This window comes from Streptomyces albidochromogenes, assembly GCF_005981925.1.
Classification (GTDB): domain Bacteria; phylum Actinomycetota; class Actinomycetes; order Streptomycetales; family Streptomycetaceae; genus Streptomyces; species Streptomyces albidochromogenes.
On record NZ_VBVX01000113.1, the window covers coordinates 1 to 19,580 of the forward strand.

The 19,580-nt window shown below is 72.3% G+C and carries 22 protein-coding genes; 10 read left to right on the top strand and 12 right to left on the bottom strand.

Features of this window, described 5'->3' with window-relative positions; all coding sequences use genetic code 11:
* Positions 1-30 precede the first annotated feature (30 nt).
* Both E2E34_RS16630 and E2E34_RS16635 read left to right on the top strand, forming a co-directional pair.
* Entirely contained in the window at positions 31-654 is a 624-nt protein-coding gene (locus tag E2E34_RS16630) for a YveK family protein (RefSeq protein ID WP_138902712.1), read from the top strand.
* On the top strand, positions 651-1,838 hold the full coding sequence (locus E2E34_RS16635; protein ID WP_138902697.1) for a GNAT family N-acetyltransferase: 1,188 nt from the start codon (positions 651-653) through the stop codon (positions 1,836-1,838). Before E2E34_RS16630 ends, E2E34_RS16635 begins: the two co-directional genes overlap by 4 nt.
* On the opposite strand, the gene E2E34_RS16640 is transcribed toward E2E34_RS16635, so the two are convergent.
* Both E2E34_RS16640 and E2E34_RS16645 read right to left on the bottom strand, forming a co-directional pair.
* Positions 1,792-3,117: a glycoside hydrolase family 26 protein gene (locus E2E34_RS16640; RefSeq protein ID WP_138902698.1), complete on the bottom strand. Its 1,326-nt coding sequence runs from the start codon at positions 3,115-3,117 to the stop codon at positions 1,792-1,794. The genes E2E34_RS16635 and E2E34_RS16640 overlap by 47 nt on opposite strands.
* A 270-nt stretch (positions 3,118-3,387) precedes the next feature.
* The gene (locus tag E2E34_RS16645; protein ID WP_138902699.1) at positions 3,388-4,662 is read right to left on the bottom strand and encodes a cytochrome P450; all 1,275 of its coding nucleotides are present in this window, start codon (positions 4,660-4,662) and stop codon (positions 3,388-3,390) included.
* Between the two features lie 191 nt (positions 4,663-4,853).
* Here E2E34_RS16645 and E2E34_RS16650 point away from each other — a divergent pair, with 191 nt between their 5' ends.
* The 3 genes from E2E34_RS16650 (at position 4,854) to E2E34_RS16660 (ending at position 6,855) form a co-directional block, all read left to right on the top strand.
* Positions 4,854-5,312, top strand: a complete 459-nt coding sequence (locus E2E34_RS16650) for a hypothetical protein (RefSeq protein WP_244315794.1) — start codon at positions 4,854-4,856, stop codon at positions 5,310-5,312.
* Positions 5,313-5,455: 143 nt separating this feature from the next.
* Positions 5,456-5,974, top strand: coding sequence for a tyrosinase family oxidase copper chaperone (locus tag E2E34_RS16655; RefSeq protein ID WP_425573392.1), 519 nt, complete (start codon positions 5,456-5,458; stop codon positions 5,972-5,974).
* Between the two features lie 20 nt (positions 5,975-5,994).
* Positions 5,995-6,855 carry a tyrosinase family protein gene (locus E2E34_RS16660; protein WP_138902714.1) on the top strand — a complete coding sequence of 287 codons (861 nt, stop codon included), beginning with the start codon at positions 5,995-5,997 and terminating at the stop codon, positions 6,853-6,855.
* 86 nt (positions 6,856-6,941) lie between these two features.
* Here the strand turns inward: E2E34_RS16660 and E2E34_RS16665 are convergent, their stop codons facing one another.
* The 3 genes from E2E34_RS16665 to E2E34_RS16675 all read right to left on the bottom strand — a co-directional run bounded on the left by E2E34_RS16665 (position 6,942) and on the right by E2E34_RS16675 (position 9,783).
* Positions 6,942-7,205 (bottom strand): chaplin, encoded by a 264-nt coding sequence (locus tag E2E34_RS16665; protein ID WP_138902715.1) that lies wholly within the window; start codon positions 7,203-7,205, stop codon positions 6,942-6,944.
* A 193-nt stretch (positions 7,206-7,398) separates the two neighbouring features.
* Positions 7,399-8,385, bottom strand: a complete 987-nt coding sequence (locus E2E34_RS16670; protein ID WP_138902701.1) for a sigma-70 family RNA polymerase sigma factor — start codon at positions 8,383-8,385, stop codon at positions 7,399-7,401.
* Positions 8,386-8,487: 102 nt separating this feature from the next.
* Positions 8,488-9,783, bottom strand: a complete 1,296-nt coding sequence (locus E2E34_RS16675) for an MFS transporter (protein ID WP_138902702.1) — start codon at positions 9,781-9,783, stop codon at positions 8,488-8,490.
* A gap of 62 nt (positions 9,784-9,845) precedes the next feature.
* Here E2E34_RS16675 and E2E34_RS16680 point away from each other — a divergent pair, with 62 nt between their 5' ends.
* Positions 9,846-10,799, top strand: a complete 954-nt coding sequence (locus E2E34_RS16680) for a LysR family transcriptional regulator (protein WP_138902703.1) — start codon at positions 9,846-9,848, stop codon at positions 10,797-10,799.
* 4 nt (positions 10,800-10,803) lie between these two features.
* On the opposite strand, the gene E2E34_RS16685 is transcribed toward E2E34_RS16680, so the two are convergent.
* Positions 10,804-11,904, bottom strand: coding sequence for a calcium:cation antiporter (locus E2E34_RS16685; protein ID WP_138902704.1), 1,101 nt, complete (start codon positions 11,902-11,904; stop codon positions 10,804-10,806).
* Positions 11,905-11,983: 79 nt separating this feature from the next.
* Here E2E34_RS16685 and E2E34_RS16690 point away from each other — a divergent pair, with 79 nt between their 5' ends.
* Complete coding sequence (locus E2E34_RS16690; protein ID WP_244315796.1) at positions 11,984-12,262, top strand: hypothetical protein; 279 nt, start codon at positions 11,984-11,986, stop codon at positions 12,260-12,262.
* A gap of 10 nt (positions 12,263-12,272) precedes the next feature.
* Here E2E34_RS16690 and E2E34_RS16695 read toward each other — a convergent pair whose 3' ends face one another.
* Positions 12,273-13,040, bottom strand: coding sequence for an alpha/beta fold hydrolase (locus E2E34_RS16695; protein WP_138902705.1), 768 nt, complete (start codon positions 13,038-13,040; stop codon positions 12,273-12,275).
* A gap of 102 nt (positions 13,041-13,142) precedes the next feature.
* On the opposite strand from E2E34_RS16695, the gene E2E34_RS16700 reads away from it, so the two are divergent.
* Positions 13,143-14,291 carry an adenosine deaminase gene (locus E2E34_RS16700; RefSeq protein WP_138902706.1) on the top strand — a complete coding sequence of 383 codons (1,149 nt, stop codon included), beginning with the start codon at positions 13,143-13,145 and terminating at the stop codon, positions 14,289-14,291.
* A 132-nt stretch (positions 14,292-14,423) separates the two neighbouring features.
* Entirely contained in the window at positions 14,424-14,792 is a 369-nt protein-coding gene (locus tag E2E34_RS16705) for an ATP-binding protein (RefSeq protein WP_138902707.1), read from the top strand.
* A gap of 95 nt (positions 14,793-14,887) precedes the next feature.
* On the opposite strand, the gene E2E34_RS16710 is transcribed toward E2E34_RS16705, so the two are convergent.
* From E2E34_RS16710 to afsQ1, 5 genes are all read right to left on the bottom strand, one after another.
* The gene (locus tag E2E34_RS16710) at positions 14,888-15,088 is read right to left on the bottom strand and encodes a PspC domain-containing protein (RefSeq protein WP_138898151.1); all 201 of its coding nucleotides are present in this window, start codon (positions 15,086-15,088) and stop codon (positions 14,888-14,890) included.
* A 92-nt stretch (positions 15,089-15,180) separates the two neighbouring features.
* Complete coding sequence (locus tag E2E34_RS16715) at positions 15,181-15,741, bottom strand: VanZ family protein (RefSeq protein ID WP_425573391.1); 561 nt, start codon at positions 15,739-15,741, stop codon at positions 15,181-15,183.
* A gap of 83 nt (positions 15,742-15,824) precedes the next feature.
* Positions 15,825-16,430 carry a hypothetical protein gene (locus E2E34_RS16720; RefSeq protein ID WP_138902709.1) on the bottom strand — a complete coding sequence of 202 codons (606 nt, stop codon included), beginning with the start codon at positions 16,428-16,430 and terminating at the stop codon, positions 15,825-15,827.
* Entirely contained in the window at positions 16,427-17,968 is a 1,542-nt protein-coding gene (locus tag E2E34_RS16725) for a sensor histidine kinase (protein ID WP_138902710.1), read from the bottom strand. Before E2E34_RS16725 ends, E2E34_RS16720 begins: the two co-directional genes overlap by 4 nt.
* Positions 17,965-18,642 (bottom strand): two-component system response regulator AfsQ1, encoded by a 678-nt coding sequence (afsQ1, locus tag E2E34_RS16730; protein ID WP_176733210.1) that lies wholly within the window; start codon positions 18,640-18,642, stop codon positions 17,965-17,967. Before afsQ1 ends, E2E34_RS16725 begins: the two co-directional genes overlap by 4 nt.
* 160 nt (positions 18,643-18,802) lie before the next feature.
* Here afsQ1 and E2E34_RS16735 point away from each other — a divergent pair, with 160 nt between their 5' ends.
* Complete coding sequence (locus tag E2E34_RS16735; RefSeq protein ID WP_138902711.1) at positions 18,803-19,561, top strand: SigE family RNA polymerase sigma factor; 759 nt, start codon at positions 18,803-18,805, stop codon at positions 19,559-19,561.
* Positions 19,562-19,580: the final 19 nt, after the last annotated feature.

Here is a 19,580-nt window from a genome sequence, read left to right on the forward strand (position 1 = left end):
GCCCGACTCCTCGCGGGCGCCGGACGACGGGTGCGGGCCACGCCCGTGCCCGCCTGGTGGCCCGTACCCGTGTGCGCGCTCCTCGGCACCCTGTGCGGAGTGTCGTACGGCGTCCTCAAGACCCCGGAGTACACCGCCACCAGCTACGTCGTGGCCGTCCCCGCCAAGGGCACCGAGCCGGGCGCGGCGCTCGGCTACGCCCAGGCGTACGGCCGGATCACCACCAGCGACTCCACCCTCGCGTACGCGCGCGTGGCGGCGGGGGTGTCGCCCGAGGCGCTGCGTACGCAGGTCAGCACCGAGACGTCGCCCGATTCGCCGATGATCGCGATCACCGGCACGGCGACGAAGCCGGCGGTCGCCGCGGACATCGCCAACGCGGTCGCCGAGGCCGTGTTCGTCAGCAGCAACCACGTCTCCAAGAACACCGGCGTCAAACTGCTCGTCTTCTCCCAGGCGATCGCGCCGGCCGAGCCGGCGTCCCCGTCCGTCGGGATCAGCGCCGCCGTGGGCGGCTGCACCGGCGGTCTGCTGGGCGGCCTGGCCCTCCTGGTACGCCCGAAGCGCCCCCGCAGGGCCGCGTCCGCGTCGGTGCCCGGCCCCTCCACCGCCCCCGCCGAGGCGGGCGCCGGCGCCGAACGGGAGCTGGTGTGACGGCCGCCCGGGGCCTCACCGCGACCCTGTGCCGCGATCCCGCCCGGTTCGCACGGCTGGGGCCCGAGTGGGACGCGCTGCACCGCCGCTGCGCCGCCTCCACACCGTTCCAGAGTCACGCCTGGCTCCACTCGTGGTGGCTCTCGTACGGAACGAACGGCCGCCTGCGCGTCGTACTGGCCCGCCGCGACGGCCGGCTGATCGGCGCCGCGCCGCTGATGCTCGTCCACCGGCCGATGCCGCTGCTCGTCCCCCTCGGCGGCGCGATCTCCGACTTCTCCGACGTCCTGGTCGACGACGAGGAGAGCGCCGGCGCCCTCACCGCGCTGGAACGCGGACTCGACCGCGCCGCCCGGCAGGCGGTGATCGACCTGCGCGAGGTACGGCCCGGGGCGGCGGCCGAGCTGCTGTACGAGCGGTGGAGCGGCGCCCGGGGCCGCCTCACGGACTCGACCTGCATGGAACTGCCCGTCGAGCCGATCGACGGCCTGGTCAAGCGGATGCAGAGCAGCCGGGCCCAGCGGGTCCGGGCCAAGCTGCGCAAGATCGACGCGCTGGGCGTCGAGAGCCGCGTGGTGAGCGAGCACGAGGTGCCCGACGCCGTCGGCCGCCTGCTGCGCCTGCACGAACTCCAGTGGCGGGGCCGGGGCGTCAACGTCGAGCACCTCAGACCGCGCTTCGCCGAGCACCTGGTGCGCGCCGGGCGGCGGATGCTGCGGGACGGCGAGGCCGCGCTCACCGAGTTCCGGCTGGAGGGCCAGGTGGTGGCGGTGAGCATGACGCTGCGGTCCGGCCTCCTGTCCGGCGGCTACTTGTACGGGGCCGATCCGGCGCTGCGGGAGCGCAAGGTGGACGTGACGACGATGCTGCTGCGTCAGGAGGCCGAGCTGGCCGCGGGCTCGGGCCGCGGCGTGCTCAGCCTTCTGCGCGGCTCGGAGGCGTACAAGAACCACTGGCGCCCCGAGGCGGTCACCAACCAGCGGCTCCTGCTGGCCCGGTCCGCCCTGGAGCCCTTGCTGCGCGTACGCGAGTCGCAGGTGACCATGCGGGACCGGGCCGCCGAGACCGTCACCACGCGCTTTCCCGCGGCGCGCGACTGGCGGGACCGGGTGAACAGCTGGCGGGCGGACGGCGCGGTCAGGACTTCCAGTGCTGCGGGAAGCGGGGCTTCACGCAGACCATGAAGTCGCGCACCCACTGGTTGATCCACTCGCCCATCTCCATCGGCACGCACCACTCCCCGGATTCGGCCCGGCCGGGCCGCTCGGGCGCCCCGGGCTTCTCCGGCGGCTCGGTCGGCGTCGGCCTGGCCGGCTTGCTCTCCCCGGGCTTCGGCGTCGACGGCGAGGGCGCGGGCGCCTGGGGCGGCGACGGGACGGGCGGCGCGGACGGCGGGTCGGACGGCGGCGTCTGCGTGACGGGCGGCGCCTGCCACCCGAACAGCTTCGAGCGGAAGACCTCGGAGGACCGGGGGTTCTCGTCGCACTGCCAGACGCCGTGCGGGCAGTAGTCGGTGATGGTCTGGTACAGCGGCTTGTGCCGGGCCATCCAGTCGAGCATCCCCTTCATGTACGCGGGGTTGTCGCCGTTGCGGAACAGGCCCCACTCCGGGTAGGAGATCGCCTTGCCGTGCTCGGCGGCGAAGTCGACCTGCGCCTGGAGCCCGTACGGGTCCGACACCTGCTGCTCGAAGGTGTCGCCGGGGGGCTGGTCGTACGAGTCCATCCCGATGATGTCCACGACGTCGTCGCCCGGATAGCACTCGGTCCACGGGATGGCGTCGATGCCGCGGTTCGGGGCGAAGTCGAAGCGGAGCTTCTGGCCGGGGACGGAACGCATCGCCGCGACGACGCGGTTCCAGTACGCCTTCCAGGCGTCGGGATCGGGGGCGCAGCGGTGCGAGTACGTCGTCCCGTTCATCTCCCAGCCCAGCACGATCACGGTGTCCGGCACGCCCAGCTCCACCAGCGTGGTGGCCAGCTTCCGGTAGTGGCGGTCGAAGCGCCCGGCCGCGCCGTCCTGGAGCAGGTCGCGGACCTCGTCGTCGGACAGGCGCTCCTCGTTCCGCTCCATCATGGGCACGTTGAGGACGAACATCCGGTCGTCCGCGCCGCGCCGCCATTCGGCCCACGGGCGCAGGAACTCGGGGCGGCCCGCGATGTTCTCCCAGACGTCGCCGGGCAGGTAGGTGTGCCCGACCGACAGCTCCGCGCCGCCCAGCCACTGCGACAGCTCCTCCATCCGCGTCACGCCGTCGGGCCCGTAGTCGAGGTACGCACCGATGGCGGGCGTGGGCCGGTCGGGCGGGCCCTCGTCCGAAGCCGGGGGAGAGGTGGCCACCGGGGCGGGGTCCACGACGGCCGCCGCTCCGGCCGGGCTCCCCGCGAGAACACCACCGGCGACGACGAGACTCATGGCAACCGTCCCGATGCAGGTGCCTGTGAGACGGCGCCTCTTCGACATGACTCCTCCTACGATCCGTCGTTCGTGCCGACGCGTCCGACAGTAGGCAGAAAGTCGTACTAATGAGCTGTCTGTATGCCCGTCGATGGGCCATTGGCGAAAGGGCGTCTTTATAAAACGGCCACTCGGGTGAAATCGCCCCGCCCGATACGGGAGTAACGCGGACCGCTCCCGCTCGTTGAACGGGGGTCGCATGGGAGTGAGCCTTCCCAGCCGTGCAGCCCAAGGTCAGCCAGACCTTGGGCTGCACGGTTCAGACGGCCCTCCCGGTCAGGACGGCTCGAAAGCGAAACGCAGCGCGCGGACGCGGTTGTCGAAGTTCGAGTCGACGAGTTCCGGCATTCCCACCGCCCGCAGATCCCGCGGCCTGGTGAGCAACTCGTGGAAAAGCGCTTTCATCTCCTGGCGGGCCAGATGGGCCCCCAGGCAGTAATGCGGACCGCCGCCGCCGTATCCCAGATGCGGATTCGGATCCCGGGTGATGTCGAAGGCGTCGGGATCGGCGAACACCGCTTCGTCGCGATTGGCCGAGGCGTAGAACAGCACGACTTTCTCGCCGGGCCGCAGCTCCCGCCCGCCCACGGCGCAGTCGGCCACCACCGTCCGGCGGAACTGGATGATAGGCGTCGAATGCCGGACGATCTCGTCCACCGCCCCGTCGGCGTACCGCTCGAAGTCGCCCACCAGCAGCTCCCGCTGCTCCGGGTGCGCGGTCAGCAGCGCGAGGCCGTGGGCGATCGCGTTGCGTGTCGTCTCCACCCCGGCCACCAGCAGCAGGGAGAAGAAGGCGCCGAGCTGCCGGGCGGACAGCGACTGGCCGTCGACGTCCGCGCGGACCAGCGCCGAGATCAGGTCGTCGGTGGGCCGCCGGCGCCGCTCCCGGGCCAGCTTCGCCATGACCAGCTGCATCTGGGCCAGGGCGCGCAGCCCGCGCCCCGGCACCCGCAGCCTGGCCCGCTTCACGCCGACGTTCTCCGACGCGTGGTCGACCCGGTCGGCGATCTCCGGCCGGTAGCGCTCCGGGATGCCCATCAGGTTGCAGATGATCTCGAACGGCATCCGGGAGGCGACCGAGGGGACGAAGTCGCCCGGGCGTTGGGCGATCATTTCGTCGACCACGCGCCCGGCGACGGCCCGGATGTCCTCCTCGGCGGCGGCCAGCAGACGCGGCGTGAAGGCCCGCGAGACGATCCTGCGCAGGTTGGCGTGCTCGGCGCCGTCCAGGTTGACCATGGAGTTCCCGAACACGGCCTTCGCCCAGCCGGCCGGCTCCGGAGTGGTGACACCCGGAGCGCTCGCGAACTGCCGCGGCTGCCGGCTCGCCTCCACCACGTCCGCGTGCCGCACGAGCGCGTAGAAGCCCCCGCCGCCCCTCCTCGCGCGCCGCCCGCTCTCCTCGAACAGGACCGGGGCGTCGAGCCCGCGCAGCAGAGCGAAGGCTTTCAGCCGTTCGGAGCGCGGCAGTTGCCAGAAGTCCGGATCGGCGAGATCGGCGTTGTGCGCCCGCAGCATCTGCTGCGTGGACGCCTGCGTCGGGATCTTCATACCCACACCCTCCAGGAGTTCGTACGACCGTTTTGACCGAAGCCGGTTGCTGCGGACGGGGGAACTATGCACTGGTTCGGGCGTTTGGCTCGTTCTTGCAGAGCGACAGCGTGTCTGCGATTTCAGAGGGGACGTACGTATCAATGAAGCTGACCACCCGAGGTTCTGTCGCGGCGGCGTTCATGGCCTGTATGGCGACCGCGGTGACGATCACACCGGCCGCCGCCGGCACGTCGGTGCCCGTCGACCTGCCGCTGGAGAACCTGGAGAGGGTCGTGCCGATCGAGGCTCCCGAGCTGCGCACCGGAGTGCCGGTGCCGGTGACCGGCGTGCCCGACCGGCCGCGTTACGTCACCGGCCGACTGCTGCCGGAGCACACCCTGCCCTCCGTGCCGTTCACGGCCGAGCTGCCGGAGACCGCCGTCGAACTCCCCGTGAAGGACCCGCTGGGCGAGGGCAACCTCGGCACGCTGGGCGCCGTCTCCGAGGCCTCCGACCTCGCGCTGTCGTCACCGGGAGCCTCCCTGGGCGCCCCGGTGTCCGCGCCGCGCTCCGACCTCCGCGGCCGGCTCGTACCGGTCCTGCCCCAGGTCGCCCTGATCACGCCGGTGCTCCAGGGCACCCCCGCCGCCGCCCTGCTCATGGACTGACGGACAGTCCGCGCCGGCGGCCGGCGCCCGCGCGGGCGCCGGCCGCTCCCGTACGAGAACTGTTTCGCCGACGGGTCGTTGTCAACGGCGAGGCACGCGCACATCGGAAGAGTGGACCGCAGCGAGGGCAAGGGGTATTCGGCATGGGCCTGAGTACGCGCAGGAGCGCAGCGACCGTGCGAGGAGGTTCCCTGACGCGCCGCATCCTGCTGCGCGGCGCCTTCGCGATGGGAATGATCGCGGGCACCGCCGGGGCGCTCGCCCCCATCCTGGGCAAGAGGGCCGGAGCGGCCCCCGGGGCGGCGGACGGTCCGGCGGCCGGGACGGCGAAGGCGCCGGGCGCGGAGCCGGAGCGGTACGCCGAGCGGTTCGCCGAGACGTACCGGGGCCGGCACATCCAGGGGACCGCGCGGGGAACGCGCCCCGCCAGGGCCGCCGCCCGGCGCGCCGGCGCCGGGGACGCCATGACCGTCGCCGCCGTACGGGACGTCGAGGTACGCATCGACGGCCGCCCGCTGCACGTCATGCGGCGCGCCGACGGCAGCTACCTGAGCCTGGTGAACCACTACGAGTCGTTCCCGACGCTGCTCGACGCCGCGCGCGCCGCCGTCGACGAACTGGGCGACGCCCAGCTGTCACTGTCCCCCCTGCACCGCCTCTGACAACGGGAGGGCCGACCGTGGTGTACACCCGAAAGAACCAGCGAGACCTCACCCGCACGGAGAAGAAGCGGTTCGTCAGCGCGCTCCTGGCGCTTAAGCGCTCGGGGCGCTACGACGAGTTCGTGACGCTGCACGGCCAGTACTACGTCACCGACGACGAGGAGGGGCCGCGCGCCAGTCACATGACGCCATCCTTCTTCCCCTGGCACCGCCGTTTCGTCCTGGAGTTCGAGCGCGCCCTGCGGGCCGTCGACCCGGGGGTGTCGGTCCCGTACTGGGACTGGACGAAGGACAACAGCCCCGCCTCGTCGCTGTGGGCCGAGGACTTCCTCGGCGGCACCGGCCGGGCCGGTGACGGCAAGGTCATGACGGGGGCGTTCGCCCACGCCAACGGGAACTGGAACATCCGCGCGCGGGTCGGTGACGGCTCCTTCCTCACCCGCAACCTCGGCCGGCCGTCCGACCCGGTCTCGCTGCCCACCCGGCAGGAGGTGGCCAAGGCGCTGAGCGATCCGCTGTACGACGCCGCGCCGTGGAACTCCACCGTCGCCAAGGGCTTCCGCAACACGATGGAGGGGTGGGGGCGGGGCGGAGCGGTCACGACGTTCCACCACAACCGGGTCCACCGCTGGGTCGGCGGGGTCATGCTCGGCGCCACCTCGCCCAACGACCCGGTTTTCTGGCTCCACCACGCCTTCATGGACCTGCTGTGGGACCGCTGGCGGCGGGCGCACCCGCGCTCCGGGTACCTGCCGCGCCGCAAACTGCCCGGGTCCGACCCCCAGCACGGGCGCGTCTTCAGCCTCCACGAGCCGATGCCGCCGTGGAACGTGACGCCGGCGCAGCTCCTCGACCACAGCCGCGTCTACCGCTACGCGTAGCCCCGAGCCCGGAAGTCCCGGCGGACAGAACGACTGCGGCCTCCCCGTACGTGAAGGGGAGGCCGCAGAGGCGTGGGGCGGGGAAATCAGTGGCCGTAGGCGCCGTGCTCGGAGATGTTCGCGCACACGTTGCCGAAGGCCGGGTTGAGCAGGCCGATCACGTTCACGGTGTTGCCGCAGAGGTTGATCGGGATGTGGATCGGCACCTGGACCGCGTTGCCCGAGATGACGCCGGGGCTCTTGACGGTCTCACCATGCGCTCCGGCATCGGCGGTGGCCAGGCCGGCCCCGCCGGCCAGGATGGCACCGGCGCCGGCGATGACGGCAGCTGCCTTCGCGATATGCGACATCAGGTCTCCTTGCGAGATGAAGAGGTCGACCGCAGGGCTTGCGGCCTTCACGTTCCTTCAACGCGACAATCGGAGGGCAGTAACGGATCGAAAGAAAAGTCCGCCGTTTCGCCGGTGAGCGGCGCGCTTTCGGTATCAGCCCGGACGACAAGCTGACAGGCATCTCTTCATGGGAGCGCGCCGGTCCGGTCCCCTACTCCGCGCCGAGCCGCTCGGGCAGGTCGAAGAGCGGGAACCAGCGCTTGGTGTCCAGGAAGGACGTGATGCCGCTGACCTTCCCGTCCACGATCTCGATGACCATGAGCGCCCACGGCTCGAAACCGCCGTCGCCCGACCGGCTCGGGTGGTAGTGGGCGAAGGCGGGCGTGCCGTTGGCCACCACCGGGACCAGCTTCGAGCCCCGGCAGACCTCCCCGACGCCCAGCATCCAGCCGACGATGTCGTCGTGGCCCCTCAGCCACAGGTCGTACGGCGGCATGGACAGCGTGGCGTCCTCGTGGAGCAGCGCGGTCAGGGCGGCCATGTCGTACCCCTCGAAGGCCGCGACGTACCGCTCCAGCAGCTTGCGCTGCTCCTCGTCCAGCGGATCGGCGGTGGCCGTCTCCTGCGCGCCGTGCTCCGCGATGGTGGCGCGGGCCCGCTGGAGCGCGCTGTTCACCGACGCGACCGTGGTCTCCAGCAGCTCCGCGACCTCGCTCGCCTTCCACGCCAGCACCTCGCGCAGAATCAGCACCGCCCGCTGCTTCGGCGGCAGGTGCTGGAGCGCGGCGACGAAGGCGAGGCGCACGCTCTCGCGGGAGACGGCGGTCTCCGCCGGGTCGGCCACCGAGGGCAGCACCCGCCCGTCCGGCACCGGCTCCAGCCAGGTGACCTCGGGGCGCGAGTTGAGCGCGGCCTGCGCGACCGGGGTCGCGGCCGTGAGGTCCATCGGGCGGGCCCTGCGGTTGCCCGCGTTGAGCATGTCCAGGCAGACGTTGGTGGCGATGCGGTACAGCCACGAGCGCAGCGACGACCGCCCCTCGAACTTGTCGAAGTTCCGCCAGGCCCGGACCATCGTGTCCTGCACGGCGTCGTCCGCCTCGAAGGCGGACCCCAGCATGCGGTAGCAGTACCCGGTCAGCTCCGTCCGGTGCCGCTCCAGCCGGGAATCCAGGTCCTGCGTCGTCACGACATCACTCATCGGTCCACCCCACTCGCCACCTTTGGCACCAGCTCTTGGGAAGTTACCGGACCCCACTGACAATCATGACGCAGCTGCGAAAACCCGCACCGCGGGAGCGACTTACGCCCGCACGGCGCTCCTGGTCCGCAGCGCCACGAGCTGGCGCCGCTCGACCCGGGCGACCCGGGTCCCGTACAGCGTGATCGACACGACTCCCAGCACCGCGACCAGCCCCAGGAGCACCGTCCCCGCCCAGCCGCCGGCGTGGAACGCCACCGCGCCGAGCGTGCCGCCGACGCTGCTGCCGAGGTAGTACGCCGACTGGTAGAGCGCGGACGCCTGCGCCCGGCCCGTCTTCGCCGTACGGCTGACCGACGACGACGCCACCGCGTGCCCCGCGAAGAATCCGGCGGTGATCAGCACCAGACCGGCCAGCACCGCGGCGAGCGAGTCGGCCACCGAGAGCAGCAGACCGGCCGCCGTGGTCGACACGGCCAGGTACAGGGCGCCCCGGCGGCCCATGCGGGCGACCAGCCTGCCGGCCGCGGCGGAGGAGACCGTACCGACGAGGTAGACCAGGAAGACCGAGCCGACGACGCCCTGCGGGAGGCTGAAGGGAGCCTCGACGAGCCGGTAGCCGATCACCGTGTAGACGGCGCCGAAGACGGTCATGAACAGCGCGCCGATCGCGTACAGGCGCAGCAGCAGCGGATCGGCCAGGTGGCCGCGGACCGTCTTCGCCAGCGCCCTCGGGTTCAGCGAGCCGGGCGTGAAGTGGCGGGCCTTCGGCAGCATCAGCCGGAACACCACCACGCACACCACGGACATCAGGCCGACGGCTGCGAGCGCCGCCCGCCAGTCCCACAGCTGGGCCGCCCAGCCGGTGACGATCCGCCCGCTCATCCCGCCGATGGAGTTGCCCGCGACGAACAGGCCGATCGCCCCGACCAGTGCCTTCGGCCGTACCTCTTCGGCGAGAAAGGCCATCGCCGAGGCCGGCACGCCGGCCAGCGCGGCGCCCTGCACCGCGCGCAGCGCCACGAGCCACTCCAGCGAGGGGGCGAACGGAACCAGCAGGCCGACCACGACGGCGACCGTGAGCGAGACCGTCATCATCCGGCTGCGCCCGAAGCGCTCCGAGAGGGCGCTCATCGGCAGGACGAACAGGGCCAGCGCGCCGGTGGCGGCAGAGACGGTCCAGCTGGCGGCGCTCGCGCTCGCGCCGAGGTCGGCGGAGATCAGCGGCAGCAGCGCCTGCGTGGAGTAGAGGAGGGCGAAGGTCGCCACCCCGGCGGCGAAGAGCGCGAAACTCATGCGGCGGTAGCCGGGCGAGGAGGGGGTGAGACGGGAGTCGGCGGCAACAACGGCGTCGGCGTCCACAGGGGTGGTGGACGCCTTGGTACTGGCAGAAGGCATACACCGAACGTAGCCACAGCGGTTTCATGCGTCCAATGCACAAACCCGCGATAATCAATCCCATGGCGCATAACCACAGCTCACGGCCCCGGCTGTCACCGAGCAGTTACGAAGAAGACATTCAGCAGGTACTCGCGCCACGTCTCGCGCACTTCGCGGCGGTCGCTCGCCACGAGCACGTCACCCGGGCCGCGCACGAGTTGGGCGTCCCGCAGTCGACGCTCTCCCGCGCCATGGTGCGGCTGGAGGAGGACCTGGGCGTCGCCCTCTTCGCCCGCAGGGGACGCACCGTCGCCCTCACCCCGGCCGGCCGCACCTTCCTGACCACCGTCGACCGGGCGCTGGCCGAAGTGGAGCGGGCGGCGGACTCGGTACGGGCCGACGCCGACCCCGCGACCGGCAAGGTCGCCTTCGGCTTCCTGCACACGATGGGGTCCGAAACCGTGCCCGGCCTGCTCCGCGCCTTCCGCGCCGACCATCCGCGGGTGCGTTTCCAGCTCGTCCAGAACTACGGCGAGGCCATGATCGAGCGGCTGCGCGCCGGCGACCTCGACCTCTGCCTGACCTCACCGGTCCCCGACGCCCCCGACCTGGTCGCCCGCCGCCTCGACGAGCAGCGGCTGCGCCTGGTCGTCCCCGACGACCACCGCCTGGCCACCCGCAAGCGGGTCAGGCTCGCGGAGGCGGCCGACGAGGCGTTCGTGACGCTGGAACCCGGTTACGGGCTGCGGCGCATCACGGACGACCTGTGCGCCGAGGCGGGCTTCAAGCCGCGCGTCGCGTTCGAGGGCGAGGAGGCGGAGACGCTGCGCGGCCTGGTGGCGGCCGGCCTCGGTGTCGCCCTGCTGCCGCCGCCGGCGGTGGCCCGGCCGGGGGTCAGGGAGCTGACGGTGACGGCTCCCCGCGCCGTACGCGAGATCGGGCTCGCCTGGCTGGACGGCCACCCCGACACACCACCGGTGGCGGCCTTCAAGCGCTTCCTGCTCTCGCGCCGGGGCCACCTCCTGCCGGAGTGAGGCGTCAGGGACTGACGGCGAGCACCATGTACGCCGCCAGCAGGGCCAGGTGCACGCCGCCCTGCAAGGGCGTCGCGCGTCCCGGCACGATGGTCAGCGTCCCGACGGCCACCGTCAGCGCGAGCAGCACCATGTGCGAGGCGCCGAGCCCCAGCAGCAGCGGCCCCTTCATCCAGACGGAGGCGAGCGCGACCGCCGGAATGGTCAGCCCGATACTGGCCATGGCCGAGCCGAGCGCCAGGTTGAGACTGGTCTGCACCCGGTCGCGGCGGGCGGCCCGTACGGCGGCGATCGACTCCGGCAGCAGCACGAGCAGCGCGATCACGACACCCACGACCGACGCGGGCAGCCCGGCCGCCTCCACCCCCGACTCGATCGTCGGGGACACGCCCTTCGCCAGCCCGACGACCGCGACCAGTGACACGCAGAGCAGTCCGAGACTGACGAGCGCGACCCGCTGCGACGGGGGGTCGGCGTGCTCCTCGACGTCGATCACCCTGCCCTGGGTGGTCATGGGCAGGAAGTAGTCCCGGTGCCGCCAGGTCTGGGTCATCACGAACGACCCGTAGAGCACCACGGCCGCGAACGCCGCGAAGACGAGCTGGGCGGGACTGAACTCGGGGCCGGCGGCGCTGGTGGTGAACGTCGGCAGGGCCAGGCTCAGGCCCGCCAGCGTCGCGACGGTCGCGAACGCCGCGCCGGTGCCCTCGGCGTTGAAGAGCGCCACCTTCCGCTTCAGCGAGCCGACGAGGAGGGAGAGCCCGACGATGCCGTTGCAGGTGATCATCACGGCGGCGAAGACGGTGTCCCTGGCCAGGGAGCTGTTCTTGTCCCCGGCGTCGGCCATGAGCGTCACGATCAGGGCGACCTCGATGATCGTGACGGCCACGGCGAGGACGAGCGAGCCGAACGGCTCGCCCACCCGGTGGGCGACCACCTCCGCGTGGTGCACCGCGGCGAGCACGGCGCCGGCCAGGAAGCAGGCCAGCAGCGTTACCACCGGCCCCGGCAGGTCACGTCCCCAGGCGAGAACCAGCAGCGCGACGGCCAGCACGGGCACGGTGGTCGACCAGTGCGCGGCGGGGGCGCGGACCAGACGGATCATGCCTTCGACCCTGACAGAGGGGTGGCCGGGGCGCGCGTCGTACGGCGCGTACGGCGGTGGCGGCGCTAGCGTCGGAGCCATGCCTACGCCCAGCACGCCGGTGCCGCCCGACCGTTACACGGTGCAGATCAAGCCCCGGGCGGCCGATGCCGCCGGGCATACCGACCACGGGTCCACGCTGCGGACGGCGGTCGTGGAGGCGACCGGGCGGACGGGGGCGTCCGGCTACCCCCGGTACGAGGGCGACGGCGTGGCGGCCGACATCGATCCCCGCAGCGGGGCGGTGGAGGCGATCACGCTCGACGGCGCCGAACTCCCCTACGGCTGGATCGCCGAGACCACCCCGCCGTCGACGTGACGTGCGGCCGCTACCGGCGCAGCGCGTGGCCGAAGCCGGAGGCCAGCGGCATGCGCAGGCCCAGCGGCGGCGGCGCCGCGAACGCGTCCGCCACCGGACGGGCGTACCCGCGCCCGAAGAGCGCCCCCACCACGAAGTCGGCCGCCAGGGCCAGCACCTCGGGCCGGTGCTGGCGCAGGGAGTGGCCGTCCGAGTGCACCTCGAAGCGGCACGTGTCGCGGTTGACCTTCTTCGCCCGCTCCGCCAGCCGGTACGACAGCTCCGGGTCGGTGCGCTCGTCGTTCGTGCCGTGCACGATCAGGACATGGCGCCCGGCCAGCTGCTTCACGGGCTCCTCCGCCGCCGCGACGTCGTCGTCCGGCAGCCACGGCGCGAGCGCGAGCACCGAGTTGACGGCCGGGTGGTCCGCCGCGTGCAGCGCCGCCCGCCCGCCCATGTCGATCCCGGCCAGGCACACCGGTACGTCGCCGTAGCGCCGTACGACCTCGTCCGCCGCCCACGTCGCGTCCGCCGCGAGCCGCGCGTCCGACCCGTTCCAGCCGCGTCCCCGGTAGCGCACGACGTGGGCGACGAGTCCCTCGTCCCGCCCCGCCGCCGCCAGGGTCCGCGCCAGCGGCCGTACACCGGCGTGGGCCAACGGGGACGGTCCGCGCGCCGACAGGGGTTCGCCCGCGGGAAGCAGCAGGACCACGCCGCAGACCGTGCGGTCCCCGCCCCCGGCCGCTCCGACCGCCCGCCCCAACCGGGCTCCGGAAACCGGGATTGCTTGCTGTGCCATGACAGAACAGTCTCAGAAGCCCAGGTGTACTCCACCCGTCCGCACGGTCACTGTTACGTATCGACAGAGGCGATCTACGCGCGTAGGCGCTAGAGTGCGCAGATGACGAGCGAGACCCCCAACACGCCCACCGCGGACCAGATCCGCCGCGCCCCGAAGGTGCTGCTCCACGACCACCTCGACGGTGGTCTGCGGCCCGGCACGATCATCGATCTCGCCCGCGAGGCGGGTTACGAGTCACTCCCCGAGACGGACGCCGACAAGCTCGGCATCTGGTTCCGCGAGGCCGCCGACTCCGGCTCGCTGGAGCGCTACCTGGAGACCTTCGCGCACACCTGCGCCGTCATGCAGACGCGTGACGCGCTGTTCCGCGTCGCCGCCGAGTGCGCCGAGGATCTCGCCGAGGACGGCGTCGTCTACGCCGAGGTCCGCTACGCCCCCGAGCAGCACCTCGAAAAGGGCCTGACCCTCGAAGAGGTCGTCGAGGCCGTCACCGACGGCTTCCGCGAGGGCGAGCGCCGCGCGAAGGCGAACGGCCACCGCATCCGCGTCGGCGCCCTGCTGACCGCGATGCGCCACGCCGCCCGCGCCCTGGAGATCGCCGAGCTCGCCAACCGCTACCGCGGCAACGGCGTCGTCGGCTTCGACATCGCCGGCGCCGAGGCGGGCTTCCCGCCCACCCGCCACCTCGACGCCTTCGAGTACCTCAAGCGCGAGAACAACCACTTCACGATCCACGCCGGTGAGGCCTTCGGCCTGCCGTCGATCTGGCAGGCGCTCCAGTGGTGCGGCGCCGACCGGCTCGGTCACGGCGTGCGCATCATCGACGACATCGAGGTCGCGGAGGACGGCAGCGTCACGCTGGGCCGCCTCGCAGCGTACGTGCGCGACAAGCGCATCCCGCTGGAGATGTGCCCGACGTCCAACCTCCAGACGGGCGCGGCCGACTCGTACGCCGCCCACCCCATCGGGCTGCTGCGCAAGCTGCACTTCCGTACCACGGTCAACACCGACAACCGGCTGATGAGCGGCACCAGCATGAGCCGCGAGTTCGAGCACCTGGTCGAGGCCTTCGGCTACACGCTCGACGACATGCAGTGGTTCACAGTCAATGCGATGAAATCAGCATTCATTCCTTTCGACGAACGCCTTGCCATGATCAATGACGTGATCAAGCCCGGTTACGCCGAGCTGAAGTCCGAATGGCTGTTCCGTCAGACCGCCGCGACCAGCGGTTCTTCCGCCGGCTGAGGCCGAGCGCGGCACACCTGAGGCGGCCCGGAACGTCAATTCCGGGCCGCCTTCGCGTGTTTGCGGCGGAGTCATGGCGTGGCTAGCTTGCAGAGCCGCTCCCCATTCCCCGTTTGCGAGGACGTTTTCTCCATGAAGCAGTCTGCTGCCAAGACTCTCGGTGCCGCCGCTCTCGGTGCCGCCTTCGCCGCTGCCGCCGCCGGCAGCGCCTCCGCGGCGCCGGCCGCCCCGGCCGTACCCGACCTGACGGGCACGCTGAGCTCCGCCACCACGACGCTGCCCGTGCAGGACGTCGTCGGCAAGCTCCCCGGAGGCGCCCCCGAGGCCCTGACCGGCGGCGTGAGCGCCCTCACCGGCAGCGCGTCCACCCTGCCCGCCACGACGTCCGACGCCCTGGCCAAGGCGCAGCCGGCCGACGGCAAGGGCGCCCGCAGCGCCGACCCGCTGAAGGGCCTGCTCGGTGGCCTGCCCGCCGGCGCGCTGCCCGGCATCGGCGGCTGACGGACCGTACGGCACGGCACACGCGTGAGGGGCGCGCACGGGAACATCGGTTCCGGTGCGCGCCCCTCGGTGCGGTGTCCCCCGGCCGCCCGGCCTCACCAGGCGGTCTTCGCCGTCTTCTCGCCGGGCAGGAACACCCACAGCGCCAGGTACAGCAGGATCTGCGGCCCGGGAAGCAGACACGAGACCGCGAAGATCACTCGCATCGTGGTGGCCGAGGTGCCGAAGCGCTGTGCCAGCGCGGCGCACACTCCGCCGATCATTCGGCCGTTACGGGGTCGGACAAGGGCGGTCATGGCGGGCTCCTCGCGAGCTGGTCCGGGGGTCACGTCCGGTGTGCCTCCCGATGCCTCCATACTGCTCGCCGAGAACCGTCCAAAGCGTCGCTCTACGGGGCGATCCCGACCCTGGGAATCGTCGGGGTGGCCCCCTGAGACACCTCGTCCCGGTGCAGGACCCCGCCTCGTCCCGGCGCCGGCGCCGGCGGCTGCCTGCGGCGCAGCCGCGCACGCCCCATCGGTACGACCGCGAGATGCGTCAGCGCCACCCCGGCCGTGTTCAGCAGCAGCGAGTCCACGTCGACGACCCGGCCGGGCACCCCGGTCTGGAGCAGCTCGATCCCCAGCGAGAACAGGGCGCCGGCCAGGGCCGTACGCGCCAGTGAGGCCACCGGCGACACGTGCAGACGGCCCCCGGCCATCGGCAGCAGCACGCCCAGCGGCGCCAGCAGCAGAAGCCCCTCGCAGATGCGGCGCGCCGCCCTGGCGGGGCCGAGCGCCAGGTCCGCCTCGATGCCGGCCAGCGGCTGGAAGTTCGGAGAGGTCACCCACGGGACGTCCAGGGGACGCAACGTCAGCGACGCGACGAGCAGCAGGTGCGCGACGAGGAGTAAGCCTCCCGCCGCGCGGAAGCGGTTGATGACGGCGCTGCCGTCCGAGCCATGGCGCACGCCCCCCAAGACGCGGGTACCGGCAGGATCGGTTCCGCCCGGAACGACAGTGTGACGAGCCGGGCTCCCGCGCCCGGGGACGGTCAGCGCGTGGGGCGGATCTCGCCCAGCGTCGGCAGCACCGACTCGGGGCGGGCCTTGAGCGCCGCCGTGCACTGGTACCCGCGTACCGGGTCGTCGGACGGTCCGCCGAGCGACACCGACCGGTCGGGACCCGCCGCCGCGCTGTCCGCGTACGTACAGACGATCTGCGCCAGCGCGTGCGTGGGGAGGTCCTCCGGCTGGCTGCTCAGCCGCAGCGCGTCCCGGGGATCGCCCTTGCGCGCCCCGGAGACGGTCAGCGACTCCCGTACGTCCGTGCTGAAGCCCGCCTGCCGCTCCTCGTCCGACGGCGCCTTCTTGAGCTCGTCGAGGAGCGCCTGCGCGACGCGCACCCGGTCGGACAGCCGCTCCTCGGGGATCCGCACCGTACGGTCGACCGAGACGAGCTGCGCCCCGCAGACCAGGTACGCCTGGAGCGGTACGCCGGACGCCGCCTCGCCGGGCGGCTCCTGCGCCGACAGCTCGCACGGCACCCGTGACGGCGCCGCGCCCGCGTCGACCGGCACCGACGTCGTCCGGATGCCGCACCCGGCGAGCGCGGCACAGAGCGCGGCGAGGGCCGTGAGCCGGGTCAGCCTGCGCTTCACTTGTCCCCGCCCTCCTGCGCGTCCCGCACGCCGCCGTCCCCTTCGTCGTCCCCGTCCGCCGCAGCCGACACGTCGAGCGGAAGCCGCAGTACGAACACCGCGCCGCCCTCCGGCGAGTTGGACGCGGTGATGTCCCCGCCGTGGATGTGCGCGTTCTCCATGGCGATGGACAGGCCGAGGCCGCTGCCCTCGGAGCGCGGGCGCGACGCGCTCGCCTTGTAGAAGCGGTCGAAGACGTGCGGCAGCACGGCCTCCGGGATGCCCGGGCCGTGGTCCCGTACCTCGATGAGCAGTTCGTGGTCGACGGGCCGCACCGACACCCGCACCGGGGAACCGCCGTGCTTGAGCGCGTTGCCGATCAGGTTCGCCAGGATCACGTCGAGCCGGCGCGGGTCGAGGCGCGCCATGATGCCGCGCTCGGCGTCGAGATCGACCGCGTCGAGCCACGCGCGGGCGTCGATGCAGGCGGTCACCTGGTCGGCCACGTCGACGTCGTCGAGGACGAGCCGGGCCGTGCCCGCGTCGAAGCGGGTCACCTCCATCAGGTTCTCGACCAGATCGTTCAGCCGCCGCGTCTCGCTCACCACCAGGTGCACGGCGGGCGCGATCATCGGGTCGAGACTGTCCGCCTCGTCCTCCAGGACCTCCGCCACCGCCGTGATCGCGGTCAGCGGGGTCCGCAGCTCGTGCGACATGTCGGCGACGAAGCGGCGGCTGGACTCCTCCCGCGCGCTCATGTCCGCGACCTTCTTCTCCAGCGACTCGGCGGTCCGGTTGAACGTCCGGGACAACTCGGCCAGTTCGTCCGTCCCCGACACCCGCAGCCGGGTGTCGAGCTTGCCCTCGCCGAGCCGCCGCGCCGCGTCCCCGAGCCGCTGCACGGGCTTGAGCACGGTCGTCGCGGCCGCCTGCGCGAGCAGCGCGGAGCCCAGCAGGGCCAGCGCGGTCGCGATCGCCAGGGACCAGGCGAGCGAGTTGAGATCGTCGCGCTCCTGCTCCAGCGAGGTCAGCATGTAGCCGGTCGGCCCGCCGCCGATCACCTTCGTGCCCGCCACCAGGGACGGCTTGTCCCGCGGGCTGATCCGCACCCAGTAGAGGTGGTACGGGAACTCGTTGGCCTCGGTGACCTTCTGCCGCCGGTTCACCGCGTCCTGCAGCTCCCGCGGCACGTCCTCGAGCGTCAGGGTGTCGACGTCCGAGGTGGCGGCTATCGGCTTGCCCGGCTCGCGCTCGTCCACCAGCAGCACGCTGTAGCCGGGGTTGCCGCCGGCCGCCATCTGCGTCGCGGCGGCCTGGAGTTCGGCCTGCGTCGGCCGCAGCGGCAGGGTGGCCGCGCGGTTCTGCATCTCCTGACGGAAGCTGTTGAGGGCCGCGTCCTGGGTGCGGGTCAGCACCGCCTCGCGGTTGAGCCAGTACGCGATGCCCGACGCCGAGACGGCGGCGGTCAGCGCCACCAGCGCGAACACGACGACGAGCCGCAGTCGCAGACTGGTCCAGCGCGGCCCCGCCTGCGGGGACTTCTCCCGGACAGCGCTCACGAAGGCGAGTCCAGCCGGTAGCCGACTCCGCGGACCGTGCGGATGAGGGTGGGCGACGACGGCACGTCCTCGACCTTGGCCCGCAGCCGCTGCACGCACGCGTCGACCAGGCGCGAGTCGCCGAGGTAGTCGTGCTCCCACACCAGCCGCAGCAGCTGCTGCCGGGACAGCGCCTGCCCGGGGCGGCGGCTCAGCTCCAGGAGCAACCGCAGCTCGGTCGGCGTGAGCTGGAGGTCCTCGCCGTTCTTGGTGACGGTCATCGCGGAGCGGTCGATGGTCACGTTGCCGAACACGGCGGCGTCGTTGGCCTCCCGCTCGCCCCGCCGCAGCACCGCGCGGATACGGGCGTCGAGGACCCGCCCCTGCACCGGCTTGACAACGTAGTCGTCGGCTCCGGACTCCAGGCCCACCACCACGTCGATGTCGTCGCTGCGCGCGGTCAGCAGGATGATCGGCAGCTGGTCCGTGCGCCTGATGCGCCGGCACACCTCGAATCCGTCGATGCCGGGCAGCATCACGTCCAGCACGATCAGGTCGGGCCGCTGCTCACGCAGCAGTTTGAGGCCGTCCTCTCCCGTCGCCGCGGTGGCCACTCGGTGGCCCTGGCGTGACAGGGAGAGTTCGAGGGCCGTGCGGATGGCGTCGTCGTCCTCGATCAGCAACAGGAAAGGCACAGAGGTCATTCTGGCCCATGGGGGAGGGCCCGATCGACAGTTGGACCGCGCCCCTTCCCTGTGACACGGCTGTGACAGTCGGCGGACACCCCGATGAAACTGCCCCGGCAAGCTGTTGGGCACACGGACAGCACCGGACTCCATTGACGGGGGGCGCGAGATGAACGCACTGCACAGCACCACCTCCAGCGCAGTTGTCACGCGGCTCCACGATGTCACGAGGAGTACGGAGAAGTCCGGTTCCGGGGCGGGGCGGGGGTGCGCCCGCGGCATCGGCCGCCAGCGCACGCAGCCCTTGCACATGGCCCCGGTGCCGGACGCTTCCGCGGGGGGCGACGGGGGAACGGCGTACCGGGAGGCGACGGGGGAAGGCGCTCGGGTGCCGCAGACGGGGAGCGCCGACGCGGCGTTCACCGCCTACGTCCAGGAGCGCCGCGCCTCCCTGTACGCGACCGCCTACCACCTGACCGGCGACCGGTACGAGGCCGAGGACCTGCTGCAGAGCGCCCTCTTCTCGACGTACCGCGCCTGGGACAGGATCAGCGACAAGGCGGCGGTCGGCGGCTACCTGCGCCGCACCATGACGAACCTGCACATCAGCGCCTGGCGCAGGCGCAAGCTGAACGAGTACCCGACCGAGGAACTGCCGGAGACGGCGAACGACACGGACGCGATGCGCGGCACCGAACTGCGCGCCGTGCTGTGGCAGGCGCTCGCCCGGCTACCCGAACTCCAGCGCACGATGCTGGTCCTGCGGTACTACGAGGGCCGCACCGACCCGGAGATCGCGGACATCCTCGACATCAGTGTCGGCACGGTCAAGAGCAGCATCTGGCGGTCACTGCGCCGGCTGCGCGAGGACGAGGTCCTCAGCTTCGGCCGTGACGAGGAGGAGTCCTTCGGCGAGCTGGTGGCCTGAGGGGTACGGGGGGTACGGG

What these genes read in the sequence shown, in the direction of transcription:
- E2E34_RS16640 (WP_138902698.1), bottom strand. Translation starts at nt 3,117, where the DNA reads ATGTCGAAGAGGCGCCGTCTCACAGGCACCTGCATCGGGACGGTTGCC.
- E2E34_RS16645 (WP_138902699.1), bottom strand. Translation starts at nt 4,662, where the DNA reads ATGAAGATCCCGACGCAGGCGTCCACGCAGCAGATGCTGCGGGCGCAC.
- E2E34_RS16650 (WP_244315794.1), top strand. Translation starts at nt 4,854, where the DNA reads ATGGCGACCGCGGTGACGATCACACCGGCCGCCGCCGGCACGTCGGTG.
- E2E34_RS16655 (WP_425573392.1), top strand. Translation starts at nt 5,456, where the DNA reads ATGGGCCTGAGTACGCGCAGGAGCGCAGCGACCGTGCGAGGAGGTTCC.
- E2E34_RS16665 (WP_138902715.1), bottom strand. Translation starts at nt 7,205, where the DNA reads ATGTCGCATATCGCGAAGGCAGCTGCCGTCATCGCCGGCGCCGGTGCC.
- E2E34_RS16670 (WP_138902701.1), bottom strand. Translation starts at nt 8,385, where the DNA reads ATGAGTGATGTCGTGACGACGCAGGACCTGGATTCCCGGCTGGAGCGG.
- E2E34_RS16675 (WP_138902702.1), bottom strand. Translation starts at nt 9,783, where the DNA reads ATGCCTTCTGCCAGTACCAAGGCGTCCACCACCCCTGTGGACGCCGAC.
- E2E34_RS16680 (WP_138902703.1), top strand. Translation starts at nt 9,846, where the DNA reads ATGGCGCATAACCACAGCTCACGGCCCCGGCTGTCACCGAGCAGTTAC.
- E2E34_RS16685 (WP_138902704.1), bottom strand. Translation starts at nt 11,904, where the DNA reads ATGATCCGTCTGGTCCGCGCCCCCGCCGCGCACTGGTCGACCACCGTG.
- E2E34_RS16690 (WP_244315796.1), top strand. Translation starts at nt 11,984, where the DNA reads ATGCCTACGCCCAGCACGCCGGTGCCGCCCGACCGTTACACGGTGCAG.
- E2E34_RS16695 (WP_138902705.1), bottom strand. Translation starts at nt 13,040, where the DNA reads ATGGCACAGCAAGCAATCCCGGTTTCCGGAGCCCGGTTGGGGCGGGCG.
- E2E34_RS16700 (WP_138902706.1), top strand. Translation starts at nt 13,143, where the DNA reads ATGACGAGCGAGACCCCCAACACGCCCACCGCGGACCAGATCCGCCGC.
- E2E34_RS16705 (WP_138902707.1), top strand. Translation starts at nt 14,424, where the DNA reads ATGAAGCAGTCTGCTGCCAAGACTCTCGGTGCCGCCGCTCTCGGTGCC.
- E2E34_RS16710 (WP_138898151.1), bottom strand. Translation starts at nt 15,088, where the DNA reads ATGACCGCCCTTGTCCGACCCCGTAACGGCCGAATGATCGGCGGAGTG.
- E2E34_RS16735 (WP_138902711.1), top strand. Translation starts at nt 18,803, where the DNA reads ATGAACGCACTGCACAGCACCACCTCCAGCGCAGTTGTCACGCGGCTC.